We start from the raw sequence: 16,519 nt of genomic DNA, 5'->3' as shown, positions 1-16,519 counted from the left end.
GCCCTCCATCCTTCCTCCTACTGGTTACGGCCACCTCGTCAGGTCCCCGAAGAAGTTGGGTATCTCGGTCGCCAGAGCTCGATCGAGGGCAGCCTGGTAGACGTTCAGTCCGACTGCCAGGTCCAGCACACCAAGGCCGAAGGGTGAGAAGATCTTGGGCTTGTCCTCACTCACTTGGACCTTGCGTGTCATGAGCTCCGACAGGGAGCCGTCGATGAAGTCGCGGTGCCCAAGAAGCTGCTCGGTCAGGTGCGGGGAGGTGTTTGCTTTGAGGCAGTGATCGACGTCATCCAGGATGTTGTGAGAGGCGGCCACGATCTCGGGGCCGATGTCGCGCAGCGAGATGTTGAGAATAACCTGCCCGCTCGAAAAGGCACCGGGCTGCGTGATGTACGGGGTCGTGGCGGTGGTCGTCAGGACCACCACGTCGGAGCCGGATATCGCGGACTCCACCGAAATCCTCGTATCTGCGCGGTACGGGGTCGAGGAGTTTATGTAGTGTGCGAGCGACCTCATGTAATGTGCTTTTTGATCGTGTATGAGGAATTGATCCACGGACCACTCGCGAGACTCGAAGAATTCCACTACGGTGCGGGCTATTACCCCCGCTCCTATCACGGTGATAGTTCCAGCGCTCCGGCTTCCTGTCAGTTCTTCGGCGCCGAGTACTGCTGAGGCTGCGGTGCGTGCTGCACTGATGCGCGAGGCCTCCAGGAAGGCGAAAGGGTAGCCGGTTTCATAGTCGTTCAGGATAAGGGTGGCGGAGGCCCTGGGCATGTTTCGCTCGATGTTAGACGGGAAGCTGCTCACCCATTTTATTCCTGCTGCCTCGTAGTCTCCGCCAAGGAACGCAGGGAGAGCGATGATGCGAGTGCCGGGTTTTTTCGGAAAATTGAGAAAGTAGCTGTCCGGGTTCACCGAAGCCCCGTCTGCGTGCAAGAGGTAGGCCTCCTTGACCCAGTCCACCACTCGGCTTCGTGAGCTTGATATAACCGACTCGACAGCGTGGCCGTCGATGATATGGAATGACGGCATGTCAACCATTTCCGTCGCGGATCGTTTCTGCGTCGGGCAGGATTACCCCAGTATCGACGTCTGCCCCGTAATTTTGCAGAACCCAGTCTTCGTCATAGACGGTTCGGGCGTACCTGTCCCCCATATCAGGAGAGACAGCGACCAGCGTCGCACCGGGCGGGAAGTCCCGCTCACGTTGAAGCATCGCCGCGACCACTGCACCGGTGGACGCGCCGACGAAGACTCCCCGGTGGATGGCAAGGTGGCGGCAGGCTCGGATAGCGTCCGCCTCTTTCAGCCGGATCACCTCGTCTGGCTGGTTTTCGTCGAGGTCACGCAGTCCTGGACGTCGGCTGGTGCCCAGGCCGGGGAGGTGCCGCCGAGCTGGCGGAAAACCGAAGGTGACCGAACCGTAGGCATCGACCGCGATGACTCGAGTGTGTGGTGACTGCTTCCGGAATCGGTCAAGGCACCCCATGAGCGTCCCGGTCGTCCCAGTGCCGACAAACAGATAGTCGACCGAATCGAATTCACGCAAGATCTCCTGTGCCGTGCGGTCTGCGTGCACTCTCGGTCCTGCGGTGTTCGCGTACTGATTTGTCCAGATGAGCTCCGGATCCGCTTTGAGGTGCTCCTCGATGCACCGGATTCGGGTGCCCAGGTATCCGCCGCTCTCATCGCGCTCATCAACCTGGATGACATGGGCGCCAGCCGCTCGCATGAGAACGATGTTATCTTCAGAGGCCAGGGGGTCGGTCACGCAAGTGAATCTGTATCCTTTGGCTGCGCATATCATGCTCAGAGAGACGCCAAGATTTCCCGAGGACGACTCTATGAGGCGGGATCCGGGTTTCAGATAGCCGCCAGATTCCAGGTTGGCGATCAGGCCTAGAGCGGTCTTCAGTTTTATGGATCCGGCCGGATTCAAGCCCTCCAGCTTCAGGTACGCATTCCCTTCGGAAAGTAGACCGTCAAGCGACAGAAAAACATCGCCCGTGATCACTTCATAGGCATGCTCGTATATCACCGAACCACTTCCCGTCCCCCTTGGGCGTGCTCGCGGAGCTTTCAGTGTCACGTGCGGTGTAGTTGGTGGTGCCTTCGATCATGGATGTAGGTGGTATCGGGGCACCCTCAGCCCGGTATCGCGTTAGTATCAGCCCGAAGATGGCCTGGTTCGATCACGTACATCATAAGGTGAGCCCTTTTTGACTACTTGCGATCGTTTGTGAACTGGGTGGCAGATTGGTCGCTGGTCCGCGCGTGGGAGTCGTCAAGCGCCAGAAACCGGCGTACGACGACCTCATGCATGTGATCGCCGAGTAGGCAGCCACGATCAAGCATGTGGGGGCGCGGACGGCGGAACAGGACGCGCAGATCGCCGAGTAGAAGCGGCGGCAGGTGAAGGACTCCTCCACCTCATCCAGGCCGCCGTCCTCGGACAGTCCGTTGCGCAAGTCGGTGCCGCACTCGCCGCGCGCCTGAAGCGGACAGTGGCTCGGCGCTCAGCCCGCCCATCCGGGTGCGAATCTGGAGCGCGTCGCCGACCTGGACGAAGTCGTGTGGCGCCGCCCCCACAGCATCATGACCATCACTCCGGCAAGCCCTCAGAAGCGATCCGCAAACCCGTGACGGGGCTTGGGACCAGCACGAGTGTTCGCGGGTTCCCGATTCGGGTGATCTCGGCGTTGTCGCCGCATGAAGACAGGGCCCCTGTGCAGCTTGGAGGTTGTCGAGACCGAAAAGCTGCGAGGAAGCCCTGTTGCCGCTTTTGTACGCCGTCGCCGCAGTCGACGGCAACTCCGTCCCCCCAAGGTGTGACTGCTTCGCACACCGATACGGCAACGCGGGCGACCACGGCGAGCGTGTTCGGCGCTACGACAGCGACATGACCGACGCCGAGTGGGCGGCGGTGCGGGACCTGCTGCCGGTGCCGGCGTGGATGAGCGGCCGGGGCGGGCGACCGGAGGGCTACTGCCACCGCCAGATACTCGACCAATGCCACGAAGTTAGGGCTTGCAGATCATCAACCCGTAGCCTCAGGCTCTTCGGGCCGTTGACGTGGTATGGGCGCTTCGCGGGAGCTGATGATCCAGGGCTCCCTCATCCCGTTCCGCCGCGACAAGGGCCGCGTGCACCTGGGAGAGCTCAAGCTCCACGAACTGCCCTGGCCACGCGAGCAGCTCCTCGACCTCGGCGCCACCCCGGTCGAGCTGCGCGTCACCCTCTCCTACTTCGTCGAACCCAACCCCGGCCGACGCGGTGTCATGGGCCAGCACGCCTACGCCTCCCACAAGCTGCGGTTCGCGATCAAGGGGCCCCTGGAGAACCTCACGGACTTCGAAGGGCGCGTCGCGAAGGACGCGCAGGCCGCGAACGACGGCATGACCACGGTCGGCAAGTTCGAGGGCGACAAAGCACGGCTCGTCGGCTCCGACAACCGCAACCGAGGCTCCCCCCCCCACGCCGACATCTGGAGCGGCACCGCCGCCGAGCTCGCCGACTGCGGAGCCCTGGCCGTCTACCCGGCCGGCGGCTGGTGGAAGTACAACAACAGATCCGACCGGGTCGGCCGACCGGTCTCGTATGCCCTGCTCGTGTCCCTCACGACACCCGAAATCGAGACCGACCTTTACACACCGACCGCGGTACGGCTCGACGTGCCGATCCCGACCGATCTGGCCGCACGAGTCAACACCGCCTCCGGAGTCCCCGTACAGCTGTTTCTGGACTGGTAGACCGCGGCCCTTGTGCTGGCGGAGCGGGAGGCCAGCCGACCCTGCGGTCTGAAGACTGCCCACACCGGGGCGCCGGTCCGATGCTGTTACATCGCACCGGCCGGGGCCCCGTCCGCGGCTGCTACGCGGCGAGCGGCAGGTCGTGGCCGCCGTGGGGGAGTTCTCGGAGCTGGCCTGATTGGGCGCGGTCGAGGGCTTTCGCCAGGGCGAGGACTGCTTCGTCGGCGGAGTCTTTGAGGAGGTGGCCGTAGAGGTTGATGGTGACGGCGATGGTGGAGTGGCGCAGGGTCTTGGAGACCACGGCGATGGGGATGTTCTCGGCAATCATGATGCTGGCGGCGGTGTGGCGCAGGTCGTGCAGGCCGATGCGGGTTAGCCCGAGTTCGTCGGTGCGCTTGCGGAGCTGGTCGAGGACCCACTGGGGCCGCAACGGTGTTCCACCCGGGCGGGCGAAGACCAGCCCCTCCAGCCGGCCGTCGGGGTGGGCGGCCATCTGGATCGCGGCCTGGCGATGGAGGGCGGCCATGACTCTGGGGGAGAGGCTGATCCAGGCCCTACTGGCTTCGGTCTTGGGCTCCCCGAGGTGGATCTTCCCGTTGTCGATGGCAGCGAGGGTCCAGCGGACGAAGAGCTTGCGGTCCATGAGGTGGATATCGGACCAGTGCAGGGCGAGGATCTCGCCGCGGCGCATGCCGGTGCCGAGCATGACCTCGAACAGGTCGGTCAGCTGATCCGCATACTGCTCGGCGTTGTGGGGCAGGAAGGTGGCGGCCTCGTCGGGGGTCCAGCAGGTGCGCTCGGCGGCGCGGGGCCGAGCTGGGACGGAGTGCTTGGCGGGGTTGTAACGCAGCCCCCAAGCGCGCACCGCGTGGTTGAGGGCGTTACGCAGGGTGGAGACGATCCGGTAGACGGTGACCTTGCCACGCTTGGCCTTGCGCTGGGCGGCGATCCAGCGCTCGATGTGCTTCGGGCGCAGGTCGGGGAGCCGGTAGTGGCCGAAGGCGGGGATGAGGTCTCGCTCCACGCACGCCTCGTAGCCGGCGTAGGTGTTCGGCGCGAGCTCCTCCTTCTTCACGGCCAGCCACTGCCGCAGGAAGCTCGCCACCGTGACGCGACGGTCCTCGTACACCCCGCGCAGCTCACCGTCCAGCACCGCCTTCATCTCCCGGGCCGCCTCGGCGCGGGTGGCGAACCCACCGCGCCGACGGGTCTTTCGCTTCCCGTCCTCCGGGGCCACGTCGACGCAGTACGTCCACGACCCGTGACCCGCCTCCTCCAACAACCGCACACACCACGGACCCAACTGCCTCCCGTGCCCGTCCGAACAACCACACCGCCGGTACACCCGACCACGCTGCGCACGCTGTCCCATGAGCTTCCCCTTCTCTTGGACTGGGTGGTGACTCTGGGATAAGAGTGGCTGCCGTGTCGGGTGTGGCGGCAGAGCGTGCGGGGCGGTGCGCGAAGCACGTCAGAACCATCTGGAGACGACACGCTCAAGACGACACACCGCCCGGAAGATCACGATCCGCAACCGGTGGGTAAGCGACCATGATCCGCCCGCGGGAGCCGGCTCCGCGAGCCGGCAGGCGCCGTCGAAGCAGCGGCTGTCGGGATCGCAAGGTGGTGCTTGCTGAAGGTCCGACAGATCTCGGTCACCGGCAGTAGCTGGGGCGGGGCGGTCGGCTTGGGGACCATTTTGGGACCACACGCGATGAGCGCTCATGAACGCCGATGGACCAAAACGGACGCTCGTGCACAAAGTAAACATTGGCGAACTGTCAGCTGCTCGCCGCACCGCTCTCGTCGAAAGCCGCCAACTCACGTGTGCCTCAGGATGGTTGAGCAACAAAGAAGCCGAGACCTCAAGGTCTCGGCTGCCGACAATAGTTGAACCCCTGGGGGTCAAGGGGTCGCAGGTTCAAATCCTGTCGTCCCGACTGTGAAGTCGGTTGTGAGAGCCGGTACTTGGGAAACCGAGTGCCGGCTCTTTCTGTTGTTCGGTCAGGTGGTGGTCGCATGGTGATCGCCGCGCCACATCGGCCAGGTCGCTGATGGTTCATCTGTTCGCTGCGGTTGGTGTGCGGGCAGTTGCCGGTGCGGGCGGGGGTTCTGGTGCCAGGGGCGCTGGGCGCGACAGGTGGGTCGGCCGAGGGCTGCGCGGTCGGCGTTGTCGAGGATCCAGGCGACGGCGTCGACGGCTGCGCGGGCGGTGGGGAAGGTCAGGTCGGTGTAGATGTTCGCGCTGGTGGACAGGGTGCGGTGGCGCAGGGTTTTGGAGACGACGGGCATCGGGACACCGGCCGCGGTGGCGAAGCTGGCGGTGAGGTGGCGCAGGTCGTGCAGGGCGATGCGGGGGACGCCGGCGTTGTCGCAGAGCAGGTGGAAGCGGTCGAGGACGTGCTTGGGGTGCAGGGGGCGGCCGTGGCGGTGGAAGACGTAGCCGCCGGCGGGTGTGATCTGGCCGAAGGGCGGGGATGAGGTCCTGTTCGACGTAGGCGCGGTAGCGGGCCATCGTGGTGGGCTTGAGGTGCAGTTCCTTCTCGTCCAGCCAGTCCCGCAGGTACTCGGCGGTGCGTTGCCGTGGGTCGGTGATGACGCACAGGGCCAGGCCCTCGTTGAAGCGGCGCAGTGCGGTGCGGGCGTCGAGTTCGTCGGGGAAGCCAGCGCGGCGGACGGTGTGACGGTGGCCGTCGACGGGCGGGGTGTCGACGGCGAAGGCCCAGGTGCCGTGGCGGGGGTCGACCGCGAGGCGGGGACAGGCGGTGCCGAGCTGGCGGCGGTGGTCGTCGCGGCAGCCGCAGCGCCGGTAGACGCGGCCTCGGTCGTTGCCGGGGTTCGGTGAGCAGCGCATGGTGATCGCCTCGAAGGATCGCGCGCGGGGTCGTTCTTGCTCTTCCAGTCTGCCTCCGCGGGGCGACCACCGTGCGACCACCAAGCTCGCAGAATGCCTGTGACCTGCGGGTCTCCCTTGACCAGCGGCAAAGGGAGACCCGCAGGTCCGTTCGATCGTCGGGGCCGACTCAGAGGAGGCGGTCGTGGTGGGTGGCGGCGGTGTCGCGGACGAGTTGGGCGAAGCGTTCGCGGCTGCGGTTGTCGTGCTGCTCCGCCTGTGCGTCGTCCCAGTCCTGCGCGTCGTCGGTGTCGTCCTCGCCGGCGTAGTCGTCGTATTCGCTGTGGAGGAGCCAGCAGGCGTGGATGCCGGTGAGGAGGTCTTCGAGGAGGTCGCGGGCGGGGCGCTTGGGGTCCAGCGGTGTCAGGCGCAGCAGGACGTCTTCGAGATCGAGGCCGTCGTCGCTGCTGCGGGCGAGGGTCTGCTCGACGTCGTCGAGCTGCTCGCGGAAGGCACCGGGGTCGGGCAGCAGGCCGTCGGCGACGTGCATGGCGTGGCGGACGAGTCCGGTGACGGCTTCGTGTGGGGTGGCTCCGTCGTCGATGAGACCGAGGACGAGGGTGGGGGTTTCGTGGGGGAGGGCTTCGATGTTGTCGGCTTCCTGGACGACCTGGACGGGGTTGTGTCCGGAGGTGTCGGCGGTGACTTCGGCCGCTGCGGCGAGCCAGTGCGCTGCGGCGACGGCGGCGGCGGTGGGGTCGATGTCGGAGAAGAGTCCGGCCGGTCCGAAGGGGGCCTGCTGGAGGAGGCGGTCGGCGGCGGCGACCTGGACGGGGGAGGCGTGGCCGTCGGGACGGCTGGTGGTCATCAGCAGGCGGGGCAGCTCGACGTGCTCGAAGGCATGCAGGCCGAGCAGGGGCCTGCCGGGGTCGCGCGGTTCGGAGAAGGTGAGGTTCTTCGCGGGGCGCTCCCCAGCCCGGGGCGGCGGATGATCTCAGCTTTCGCGGCTGTGCTCCGTCAACTGGTATGCCAGCATGAGGAGGTCGGCTGCTTCTTTCGAGTCGGGGACGGCGTGGTGCAGGAGGGCGAGGGCCTCCTCGCGGTGGCGGGCCGTCTGTGTGCGGGCCCAGCTGCGGCCTCCGGCGGCCTCGACCAGCGTGGCCAGTTCTGCGGGAGTGGCCCCGCTGTCGGCGGCGTAGGCGGTGCGCAGGTGCTCCCCGGCCGGGGTGCCGGATCGGAGGGCGGCGACCACGGGCAGGGACTTCTTGCGTACGGCGAGGTCGGCGCCTGCCGGCTTTCCGGTGCGCTCCGGGTCGCCCCAGATGCCCAGCAGGTCGTCGGTGATCTGGAAGGCGAGCCCCAGCCTGCGGCCGAAGGCGTCCAGCTGGACCACCCGGTGCTGCGGGGCAGCGGCCGCGTGGGCGCCGAGCGCGGCGGAACAGCCCAGCAGCGCACCGGTCTTGGCCTCGGCCATCGTGACGCAGTCGGCCAGCGTCACCGTGCTGTCGATCTCGTAGGCGCAGTCGGCGTGCTGGCCCTCGCACAGCTCGATCACGCATGCCGCCAGGCGTACCGAGGCCGCCGCGTCGGCCAGTATCCGAAACGCCAGGGCATGCAAAGCGTCCCCGGCCAGCAGAGCGTCGTTGACTCCGAAGACGCGCCATGCGGTGGGCCGGTGTCGTCGCAGCTCGTCGCGGTCCATGACGTCGTCGTGCAGCAGCGTGAAGTTGTGCACGAGTTCGACGGCGGCCGCGGCGGGCAGCGCCATGGTGTCGTCGCCGCCCGTCGCACGGGCTGCGGCCAGCACAAGCGTAGGCCGCAGGGCCTTCCCAGGCGAGGCGTCGATCGGGATGCCGTGCTCGTCCCACCAGGCCAGCTGGTAGCCGGCGACGAGCCTCATACGGCCGGGGAGGCTAGCGACGGCGTCCCGCAGCACCGGTTCGACGGCGGCCCGGGTACGTGCCAGCAGCGAGGCGGCTGCCGCTGCGCGCGGGGTGGCCGGCTCGGTCATGAGACGCCGACCCGCGGAGAGGAGGACGCGGCGGGATCGGTGCGGCGGGTGATGATGCTGTAGACGGATGCCTTGTCCTGGGCGAGGGAGGCGGAGAAGCTCACCGCCATCTCCCGCAGTTCCTCTATCGGACCGGTCGCCCCGTCCGGGAAGTGCTGTTCGATGTTGAGTCCGACCTTCTGGAACCAGTGGATGATCTCCGCGTTGGACGGCATGATCCGCATGTCCTCCAGGAGCAGGCCGTGTTCCTCCAGGACGCGGACGAAGTACGCCGGGGACTTGCGGTTTCCGCAGGCCAGCCGGTCGACCCGATCGGGGATGGTCGATGTGTACTGTGCCAGGTCGCCCTTGTAGAGGGTGTCCGATATGACCAGCAGAGCGCCAGGGCGCATGCGCGTCGACACGGCGCGCACCGATGCCTCGAAGACGTCGTTGAGAAAATGCGTGTACACCCCGCGCACGATCACCAGGTCGTAGGGGACCTCTGGTTCGGGCAGCAGGTCGACGTCCTGGCCGTCGCACAGGAACAGCCTGACGCGGTCTGCGGCCTGGGGCTCCTGGGTGAGCCGGTGGGCGCAGTGCTCCAGTTGCCGCCGGCTGATGTTGACGGCGTCGATGTGGTGCGCCTCGGGGAACCGCTGGGCCAGGTGGCAGGAGAGGTAGCCCCAGCCGCATCCGAGGTCGAGGATGCGGCGTACCGGCGGGCAGTCGGGCCGGGTGAGGCCGGCGATGGTCAACTGGCGCTCGAAGTGGCGAAGTTCGGCCGGTCCGACCGGGCCCGGGGTGGGGCCTTCGGTGAGTTCGTCCGCGTCGAAGAGGCCGAACTGGAAGAGGAGGGTGTCCGAGCCGAGGGCCTTCTGCCACATCCAGACGGGATCGTCGTAGGTGTACTCGACCTTGGGGCGGTAGGAGTTGGGGCGCGGGCCGTCGATCACGTGGATCACGGCGGGCGGGGGCTGGGGGTCGCGCGTCATCGGGGGCTCCGGTCGTCGCTCGGCCTGGCCGGGGTACGGCATCGAGGGCCGCGTCGACAGGCGGCCCGTGCATCAGGCAGGGAGCGGTGGGGTGCTGACAAGTAGATGCCTGTCCGGTGGCGGTGGGCAACGGCAGCCGGGGGCGCGCCCGGTCACACGCGCCGCACCAACGCTACGCACGCCGGCGTCGCGCGCCAGCGCGCCCCCATGTCCGGTGGAACGCGGTGCACGGCGGGGTTGACGCGGGGCCCGGAAGGACAGAACATCCCACGTGCTGCGGAGACACGCCGGACCTGACGGTCCCGTTCAGCTGATCGCGTCGGGTGTCAAGTGTGATGCGCGGCGGTGAGGAGGGGCGGTGCAGCCTGCCTTCGTCATCTCAGGACTCATCGGGTTCGTCTTCGGTCTGCTGTGGATCGCCCTGTCGGTCGTGCAGGGCCACCGGGACCGTCGTTCCCCGCTGCCGCCGCTGGTGCTGTGCGGCATCTTCGCCTGGGACGGCTTCATGCTTTTCGGCGTCACGACGGCGTGGAGCCTGACCTATGCCTTCGAGCCGTTCCTGGTCGCCTTCGAGATCTACCTGTTCTGGCTCTTCTGGCGCTACGGGCCCGCCGACTACCCCGGGGTCCCGCGCCGGCGCCTCATGCTGTCCGTGCTGATCGCACTCGTCGTCACGGCGACGGCCTTCCAGCTCGCCGGACGTGCCCTGGGCGACCAGTACGGCGTGACGACGGGGATGATCCTGCAGACGGCGACGCCTGTGCTGTGCCTGGCGCAGCTGCGCCGCCGGGGTTCGGCGATAGGCCAGTCGGTACCGGGCGCGGCGTGCCTGCTGATCGCCTTGACGGCGCTCAGCGTCGGCGCCGTCGCAGCGCCACCTGGGGGCGGCCACCGACAGCTCAACCTGTGCCTCGGCGTAGCGCAGGTGGTACTGCAAGCGGCGTACCTGCGCTCGTTGACCGGCATTGCCCGCGCAGAGCGAGACGCCGACCGTGCTGCCGGCGGGCTTCCCGTCGGCACTCGGCCAACACCTCACGGGGAGCCCGACATATGACCGGCAACGGCAGCCCTGCCCCCCTGTTCCCGGCCGCGATCCGCCTCAACCCCGGTGCCGAGAAGGCCGAGCAGGACATGTGGCACTGGCTCGACGAGTTCGGCCTGTGCCGATCCCCCGAGGCGCGCGCCAACGTCCGCCGCTCCCGAGTCGCGTACTGCATCGGCCTGTACTACCCGTCCGCGCCCCTGGACGTCCTCGTCCTCATCACCCGCTTCACCGGCTGGTCGCTGCTGATCGACGAGGAGTTCGACGCAGGTCCCGCACGAGACGACCCCGGCGCCTGCCTGAGCGCCGTCACCGCGCTGCTCGCTCCCTTCACTCCCGCCGCCCCACACAGCCCGGCCCGCAGGGAACCGGTCGGACGCGGCGGGCACCGCGCCATGGCCGACGCGGCCGCCGCCTTGTGGGGGCAGCTGGCGCCGATCCGCTCACCGGCCTGGACCGCGCGGTTCTGCGCCCACCTGGCCAACTGGCTGTGGGGCTTCTACGGCGAGACCGTCGACCGGGCCGTCCACCGCCTGCCCGAGCCGGCGGAGTACCACGAGCGCCGCCGCGAGATGTTCGGCGTGCCCTGGTACCTCGACCTGTGCGAGGTCGCCTGCGCCGTGGACCTGCCTGACGCCGTCCACCGCCTGCCGGCCTTCCGCACCCTGTATAGCGCGGTCTGCGACACCACCGCCCTGTGCAACGACCGGGTCTCCGCCGACCGCGAGCGAGCCAGCGGCTACCTCCACAACGCCGTCACCATTCTCGAACACCACCGCGGTTGGACACCGCGGGAAGCGGCGGCCCACGTCGACCGGATGATCGCCGACGGCGCCGACCTCATCACCGCCGCGCGCCGCGACCTGCCGCGCCAGCTCGACCTGGCGGGGCTGCCCCGAGCGAGCGCCGCGGACGCCCTGCGCTGCGCCGACGCCTACCTCGATGTCGTGCGGGGCAACCACTCCTATCACCGCACCAGCCCGCGTTACACCGACCTGGGCAGCCTGCCACCGGGCGGATGTCCGGCCGAAGGGTTCGCCCGCAATGCCGAAGGGAGGCCCTTGTGACCGACCGCGCCCCCGCGGCCGACGGCTCCTGCCCGCACCTGCCCGACGGTCCCCGTCTCACCGCTCCCCAGCTGCGCGCCATGGAAACGGAGCACCTGCTCGCCTCCTGGGAGGCGTACGCCCGCACCTACGGACCGGTCTTCACCCTCCATACCGAGGACACCGCGCCCCGCGTCTACGTCGGCGACCCCACCGCCATCCGGCAGCTGTTCATCAGCGACCGCACCACCTGGCACGCCCGCGGCACCCTCTACTTCCGCCCCGTCATCGGCACCCAGGCCCTGCCCTACCTCACCGGCGAGGCCCACCGCACCATCCGGCTCCTGCTGGCCCCGCCCCTGCACGGCGAACCTTTGCGCGCCCTCGGCCCCGCCCTGGACGCCATCATCATCACCGTACTGGACCACCTGCGAGGACGCCGAAAGCCCCTGATCGACGTCACCCGCGACATCACACTGCGGCTGATCGTCCGTGCCGCCTTCGGGGAACTGGCACCGCACCGCCACGAACACTGCGTCCACCTGCTCACCGAGATCATGGACCTGATGTACGAACCGGCGGCCACCTCCGGGAGCGACCCCGAGGGCCTCCTACGGCAGATCGGGAGCCTGGTCCAGCAGGTCCAGGACTTCGTCACCCAAGAGGCCGCCGCCGCACGCGAAGCGCCCGCCGCCCACCGCAACGACCTGGTCTTCCACCTCGCCACCAGCCAAGCGGCCCCCGCCGACGAGCAGATTCGCGGACACATCATGAGCTTGCTCATCGCCGGCCACGACACAACCGCCAGCGCCCTGGCCTGGGCTCTGTATCAACTGGAACTCCACCACGACGTACGCCACCGCCTGCACACCGAACTCGCCCGGCTCGGCACCGCCCTTACACCGGCCAACACCGTGAAGCTTCCGTATCTCAACGCCGTCTGCGCCGAGACCCTGCGCCACGGCTCCGTCGTCCCGGCCGGCCTCGCCCGCGTCACGCCCGCCGACCTCGACTGGAACGGCTACAGCTTCCCGGCCGGCACCGAACTCGTCCCCGCCATCCACCTCGTGCACCGCCGCCCCGACCTCTACCCCGACCCCGAGCGCTTCGACCCCGAACGCTTCCTGAACCACAAACCCCCCGGCACCCACTACCTCCCCTTCGGCACCGGCACCCGCCGCTGCCCCGGCGCCGAACTCGCCGAATTCGAACTCCCCCTGGCCCTCGCCCGCCTCACCCGCGCCCCGGGCCTGCGCCTTATCGCGGCCGTCCCGGGCCTGAGAACGGTGAAGAACGGACCCACCATGACCACCCCGACCAGCCTGCAGGTCACCCTCGACACCCCACCCACGCCACACGCCACGGACGCCCGGGACACCCAGCCATGAACCGGACAGCACACATCGGCACCTACTACGACATCATCACCCCACTCCTGGAACACCTGTGGGGCGGCAATCTCCACATCGGCCTGTGGCCCGACGCCACGGCAGACCAACCCGCCGAGGACGACACCGCCGCGGTCGCCGCGGCCGGCGACCGCCTCACCGACCTCCTCCTCAGCGAACTGCCGCTCCATCCCGGCCACCGATTCCTGGACGTCGGCTGCGGCACAGGCCGCCCAGCCAGGCGCCTGGCCCGCACCACCGGAGCCCATGTCACCGGCATCACCATCAGCACCACCCAGGTCCAACTCGCCACCTCCCGCACCGAAACCGCCGGCCTCAGCCACCTCGCCCGATTCCAGTACGCCGACGCCACCGACCTGCCCTTCCCCGACCGGTCCTTCGACGGCGCCTGGGCCATCGAGTCCCTGCTCCACATCCCCGACACCCGCCGAGCCCTTGCCGAACTCAGACGTGTCCTCACCCCCGGCAGCCCTCTGCTGATCAGCGACATGATCCTGCGCGCTCCCGACCCCGAACGGCACGACCACTCCTCCCTCACACCGCTGACCGCTCTGCGCACCCACCTTGAAGCCAGCGGCTTCCAGATCGAGAAGATCACCGACCTGGACGAACACCTACGGCACTCCCTCCGCCGCCTCGACGCCGACCTCAACCGCCAGCGCCGGCACCTCAGCGACATCCACACCGCCCAGGCCACCGACGCCCTCACCCGCATCCTCCGCAAGACTCTCTCCGGCATCGGCACGACCTTCGGCTACGTCGCCGTCGCGGCGTGTTGACGGCATCGTCCCCATCGTGGGTCAGCGGGCTGGAATACTGCCGCCATGGTGAATCGACTGGCCCATGCCCAGTCGGCTTGTCTCCAGCAGCACGCCACCAATCCCGTGCACTGGTGGGAGCGGGGAGAGGAGGCGTTGTCAGAAGCGGCAAGGCGGGACGTGGGTGGCGAAAGTCGACACGTTCTCGCCGGACCAGGACCCTTTGACGGTCCCGGGCAACGCGCTGGGGCGTAGGCAACTGCACCCGCGAGGCGACGAGTTCGGTGTCATCGGAACGGTGACAGGCACCGGCGACCAGGCGGTGAACGAGCTCTCGGCTGCGTGGCGCGACCTTGTCGATGAGTACCAGGCCGTAGGGCTCAAGGACGTCGGATGCCATACCGACGGCGCGTTCATCGACGGCCCCGGCGTGGTCCCGCCGGCTCTGCTGCTCCTTCACTGCGCCCAGCCGGCCGACACGGGCGGCGAGAGTGTCCTGGTGGACGTCGCGGCGCTGCTCGAAACAGCCCAGCGCGCGGACCCAGCTCTGCTGCGTGAGCTCCTACGACCGCAGTTCACGTTCTGCCGGGACGAGCTGGTAGCCGTCTACCCGCCTGTCTTCCGGCAGCGCACCCCTGCGGCCGTGAGCGTCCGCTGGCGCTTCGACAAGGCCGTCTACGGCATCGAGCGCGCGCTCGCGGCCGCCAGGGCGTTCCACGACCGATACGTCCTCAACGCTCCAAGGACCGAGATCCGCCCCTGGCCAACCGGGCAACGCATCCACGTGCCTACCATGCCTCCGACTTCTACCAGCCCCTCCCTTTCGGTATCCACCAAGGTCCGGTGCAGCTGTCACTGGGCGCCAAGATCGCTGCGGAGGCGGACCTGACCGAGCCGTCATCTCTATAGTCAGGGTCGGGTGGGGTCCAGCGTTGTGGGCGCACGGCACCCGCGTGAGTGGCGCGGGGCGGCGGGCCGAAGGGCCGGATGTCTACCGCCCGTTACTCTGGCCGGGAATGCTCGCCGCCAACCCGGCGAGCATTCCCGGCCAGAGTATCCGTGCTGTGACCGTACGGGCCTTGCCGGTCCGGGTGATGCCGCGCCAGCGGCGGGTCTCACCAGGGAGATGCTGGCTCGAACCCTCGGGCGGAGAGCACCGCGCAGACGGACTCAAACAGGTGTTTGTCATCCACGCGCGGATTTTATCGCCAACCCGGCCCGCCCTCGGCCGCCAACGGCGACTCGTCGCGTGCCTTTCCGGCCATTGCGGGTGAGACTCCGGCTCGGACCGATGGGTGCCGTTCGGTCCGGCCGGGGTGTGTGTCTCCTGGGTGCCGTGCCGGCGTGTGCTGTCCGGGGCGCACCCTGTGCGCTGCGGTGTTCCCGGCCGGGAGCCGCGCGCGTCCCGGGCTCAGAGTTTGAACATCGCGGCATAGGGCGGGGTGATGCGCTCGCGTCGCGATCCGAAGTCGACGAGTACCGCGATGTCGCCGCCGCCTTCCACTCCGATGGCGCGTCCGAGGCCGTAGGTGTCGTGGGTGACGCGGTCGCCGACGGCGAAGTGCTTGCGCGGCGCTTCGATCCGGGTCTTGAAGGGACTGGTGGGTAGGACGCGGCGAACTGCTACAGGTTTCGTCATCCCCTACAGTATGCGCCGAAAATCGCGGAGTGGGATTTTTCCGGCAGGCTCGATTTTTTCGGCCGCGGCAAGAATTTCGCGCACGCCGCTCGCAATGGTCACCGGTGGCACAGCTGGCGCCGGTGGTCGCGGTGCGGGCCCGGCGGGCGGCTCGGGGCCTGCACGACCCGCCCGCCGGGGAGCCGGGCGGCGGGCTCCGAAGGTGCTGATAGCTGGTGCCCGACTGCGCTGCCAATCAGTCGTGTTGACGGTCCTGCGGCCTCGTGGTCGGCGGCGCCCGGCGCGAAGCGCCGCAGAACTGGGGTCGGAATATCCGCCCGCGGCGGGCTCGGACCTGCTACAGTCATGCTAGTTGCAGTAGTGGTTCCCATGAACTTTGTGTGCGCCTGCTGATGTTTCGCAGGCGCATTTTTGTTTCCCGGCTCTTCCCCGGGTGGGTGCTCATCGCGGCGACTCGGAGCGCGCACTGTGCACGCTTCGGACAGCCCCTTGAAGGAGAATTTTTTTATGGCTAATGGCACTGTGAAGTGGTTCAACGCGGAAAAGGGCTTCGGCTTCATCGAGCAGGAGGGTGGCGGCGCTGACGTGTTCGCCCACTACTCGAACATCCAGGCCAACGGCTTCCGTGAGCTGCTCGAGGGCCAGAAGGTCGAGTTCGACGTCACGCAGGGCCAGAAGGGCCCGCAGGCCGAGAACATTCGTCCGCTGTAGTTTCTGCCACGGCACCCGCCTAGCAGCGAGGGGCCCGCACCGCGTACATGATGCCCGGTGCGGGCCCCTCGGCATTGCGCCACGACGCACATCCCCGGCCGTTTCCGGCCCCCTGGCTCCGCCACCGGCGGCCATCCCCACGCGAGACGCCCCGCGCCGCGTCCGGATCGGCGCCCTGCCGTGACACCCACGGTTCGAGGATCCTCCGCTCCCGCCCTTGGCGGTGAGCGCGGTCCTGAGGTGACGTGCCGCACGGTTTCACCGTCCACGCCCGGCCCTCTCCATACTTTCGGCCCGTTCCTCGCGATCTCCTGCCGGCGCCCGGCGCTGCGGAGCCGCCTCGT

Annotated in this window: 17 protein-coding genes; 9 read left to right on the top strand and 8 right to left on the bottom strand. The window is 68.2% G+C overall.

The annotated features are described in order from the left end of the window. Positions 1 to 24: 24 nt before the first annotated feature. A complete protein-coding gene (sbnB, locus tag VM95_RS10270; protein ID WP_045694380.1) occupies positions 25 to 1,035 on the bottom strand; it encodes a 2,3-diaminopropionate biosynthesis protein SbnB in 1,011 nt (336 codons plus the stop codon). 1 nt (position 1,036) lies between these two features. After that, positions 1,037 to 2,041 carry a 2,3-diaminopropionate biosynthesis protein SbnA gene (gene sbnA / locus VM95_RS10265; protein WP_045694378.1) on the bottom strand — a complete coding sequence of 335 codons (1,005 nt, stop codon included), beginning with the start codon at positions 2,039 to 2,041 and terminating at the stop codon, positions 1,037 to 1,039. A gap of 1,039 nt (positions 2,042 to 3,080) precedes the next feature. Between sbnA and VM95_RS10260 the strand changes: the two genes are divergently transcribed. Continuing rightward, positions 3,081 to 3,752 (top strand): hypothetical protein, encoded by a 672-nt coding sequence (locus VM95_RS10260; protein WP_052707259.1) that lies wholly within the window; start codon positions 3,081 to 3,083, stop codon positions 3,750 to 3,752. Between the two features lie 121 nt (positions 3,753 to 3,873). On the opposite strand, the gene VM95_RS10255 is transcribed toward VM95_RS10260, so the two are convergent. Both VM95_RS10255 and VM95_RS44255 read right to left on the bottom strand, forming a co-directional pair. Next, entirely contained in the window at positions 3,874 to 5,031 is a 1,158-nt protein-coding gene (locus VM95_RS10255) for a site-specific integrase (RefSeq protein WP_167352907.1), read from the bottom strand. Positions 5,032 to 5,756: 725 nt separating this feature from the next. After that, a complete protein-coding gene (locus VM95_RS44255; protein WP_244178709.1) occupies positions 5,757 to 6,167 on the bottom strand; it encodes a site-specific integrase in 411 nt (136 codons plus the stop codon). Between the two features lie 115 nt (positions 6,168 to 6,282). Here VM95_RS44255 and VM95_RS44250 point away from each other — a divergent pair, with 115 nt between their 5' ends. Beyond that, positions 6,283 to 6,597, top strand: a complete 315-nt coding sequence (locus VM95_RS44250; RefSeq protein WP_244178710.1) for a hypothetical protein — start codon at positions 6,283 to 6,285, stop codon at positions 6,595 to 6,597. A gap of 178 nt (positions 6,598 to 6,775) precedes the next feature. On the opposite strand, the gene VM95_RS41380 is transcribed toward VM95_RS44250, so the two are convergent. The 3 genes from VM95_RS41380 to VM95_RS10230 all read right to left on the bottom strand — a co-directional run bounded on the left by VM95_RS41380 (position 6,776) and on the right by VM95_RS10230 (position 9,570). After that, positions 6,776 to 7,453, bottom strand: coding sequence for a hypothetical protein (locus tag VM95_RS41380; RefSeq protein WP_052707258.1), 678 nt, complete (start codon positions 7,451 to 7,453; stop codon positions 6,776 to 6,778). 126 nt (positions 7,454 to 7,579) lie between these two features. Continuing rightward, positions 7,580 to 8,485 (bottom strand): polyprenyl synthetase family protein, encoded by a 906-nt coding sequence (locus VM95_RS10235; protein WP_341845998.1) that lies wholly within the window; start codon positions 8,483 to 8,485, stop codon positions 7,580 to 7,582. 107 nt (positions 8,486 to 8,592) lie between these two features. After that, positions 8,593 to 9,570, bottom strand: a complete 978-nt coding sequence (locus VM95_RS10230; RefSeq protein WP_045694365.1) for an SAM-dependent methyltransferase — start codon at positions 9,568 to 9,570, stop codon at positions 8,593 to 8,595. 358 nt (positions 9,571 to 9,928) lie between these two features. Between VM95_RS10230 and VM95_RS10225 the strand changes: the two genes are divergently transcribed. The 6 genes from VM95_RS10225 to VM95_RS42355 are packed head-to-tail and all read left to right on the top strand — an operon-like array spanning position 9,929 to position 14,714. Further along, entirely contained in the window at positions 9,929 to 10,624 is a 696-nt protein-coding gene (locus tag VM95_RS10225; RefSeq protein ID WP_045694363.1) for a transmembrane-type terpene cyclase, read from the top strand. Next, complete coding sequence (locus tag VM95_RS10220) at positions 10,621 to 11,679, top strand: terpene synthase family protein (RefSeq protein WP_045694361.1); 1,059 nt, start codon at positions 10,621 to 10,623, stop codon at positions 11,677 to 11,679. The genes VM95_RS10225 and VM95_RS10220 overlap by 4 nt, the downstream gene beginning before the upstream one ends. Continuing rightward, a complete protein-coding gene (locus VM95_RS10215; RefSeq protein WP_045694358.1) occupies positions 11,676 to 13,046 on the top strand; it encodes a cytochrome P450 in 1,371 nt (456 codons plus the stop codon). The genes VM95_RS10220 and VM95_RS10215 overlap by 4 nt, the downstream gene beginning before the upstream one ends. Beyond that, positions 13,043 to 13,846: a methyltransferase domain-containing protein gene (locus tag VM95_RS10210; protein WP_052706769.1), complete on the top strand. Its 804-nt coding sequence runs from the start codon at positions 13,043 to 13,045 to the stop codon at positions 13,844 to 13,846. Before VM95_RS10215 ends, VM95_RS10210 begins: the two co-directional genes overlap by 4 nt. 45 nt (positions 13,847 to 13,891) lie before the next feature. Continuing rightward, the gene (locus tag VM95_RS45440; protein ID WP_078859756.1) at positions 13,892 to 14,080 is read left to right on the top strand and encodes a DUF255 domain-containing protein; all 189 of its coding nucleotides are present in this window, start codon (positions 13,892 to 13,894) and stop codon (positions 14,078 to 14,080) included. Continuing rightward, the gene (locus VM95_RS42355) at positions 14,010 to 14,714 is read left to right on the top strand and encodes a TauD/TfdA family dioxygenase (protein WP_045694356.1); all 705 of its coding nucleotides are present in this window, start codon (positions 14,010 to 14,012) and stop codon (positions 14,712 to 14,714) included. The genes VM95_RS45440 and VM95_RS42355 overlap by 71 nt, the downstream gene beginning before the upstream one ends. Positions 14,715 to 15,236: 522 nt before the next feature. Here VM95_RS42355 and VM95_RS40125 read toward each other — a convergent pair. Then, positions 15,237 to 15,464, bottom strand: coding sequence for a hypothetical protein (locus VM95_RS40125; RefSeq protein ID WP_078859755.1), 228 nt, complete (start codon positions 15,462 to 15,464; stop codon positions 15,237 to 15,239). A 507-nt stretch (positions 15,465 to 15,971) separates the two neighbouring features. On the opposite strand from VM95_RS40125, the gene VM95_RS10200 reads away from it, so the two are divergent. After that, positions 15,972 to 16,175 (top strand): cold-shock protein, encoded by a 204-nt coding sequence (locus VM95_RS10200; RefSeq protein ID WP_045694354.1) that lies wholly within the window; start codon positions 15,972 to 15,974, stop codon positions 16,173 to 16,175. Positions 16,176 to 16,519 lie beyond the last annotated feature (344 nt).

It is taken from the genome of Streptomyces rubellomurinus (assembly GCF_000961885.1).
GTDB classification, from domain to species: domain Bacteria; phylum Actinomycetota; class Actinomycetes; order Streptomycetales; family Streptomycetaceae; genus Kitasatospora; species Kitasatospora rubellomurina.
This window is presented reverse-complemented; position numbering and strand designations above follow the sequence as displayed.

Bases quoted from the DNA above. Each gene is read 5' to 3' on its own strand.
- sbnB (WP_045694380.1), bottom strand. From the start codon at position 1,035: ATGCCGTCATTCCATATCATCGACGGCCACGCTGTCGAGTCGGTTATA.
- VM95_RS10260 (WP_052707259.1), top strand. From the start codon at position 3,081: ATGGGCGCTTCGCGGGAGCTGATGATCCAGGGCTCCCTCATCCCGTTC.
- VM95_RS41380 (WP_052707258.1), bottom strand. From the start codon at position 7,453: ATGACCACCAGCCGTCCCGACGGCCACGCCTCCCCCGTCCAGGTCGCC.
- VM95_RS10235 (WP_341845998.1), bottom strand. From the start codon at position 8,485: ATGAGGCTCGTCGCCGGCTACCAGCTGGCCTGGTGGGACGAGCACGGC.
- VM95_RS10230 (WP_045694365.1), bottom strand. From the start codon at position 9,570: ATGACGCGCGACCCCCAGCCCCCGCCCGCCGTGATCCACGTGATCGAC.
- VM95_RS10220 (WP_045694361.1), top strand. From the start codon at position 10,621: ATGACCGGCAACGGCAGCCCTGCCCCCCTGTTCCCGGCCGCGATCCGC.
- VM95_RS10210 (WP_052706769.1), top strand. From the start codon at position 13,043: ATGAACCGGACAGCACACATCGGCACCTACTACGACATCATCACCCCA.
- VM95_RS45440 (WP_078859756.1), top strand. From the start codon at position 13,892: ATGGTGAATCGACTGGCCCATGCCCAGTCGGCTTGTCTCCAGCAGCAC.
- VM95_RS40125 (WP_078859755.1), bottom strand. From the start codon at position 15,464: ATGACGAAACCTGTAGCAGTTCGCCGCGTCCTACCCACCAGTCCCTTC.
- VM95_RS10200 (WP_045694354.1), top strand. From the start codon at position 15,972: ATGGCTAATGGCACTGTGAAGTGGTTCAACGCGGAAAAGGGCTTCGGC.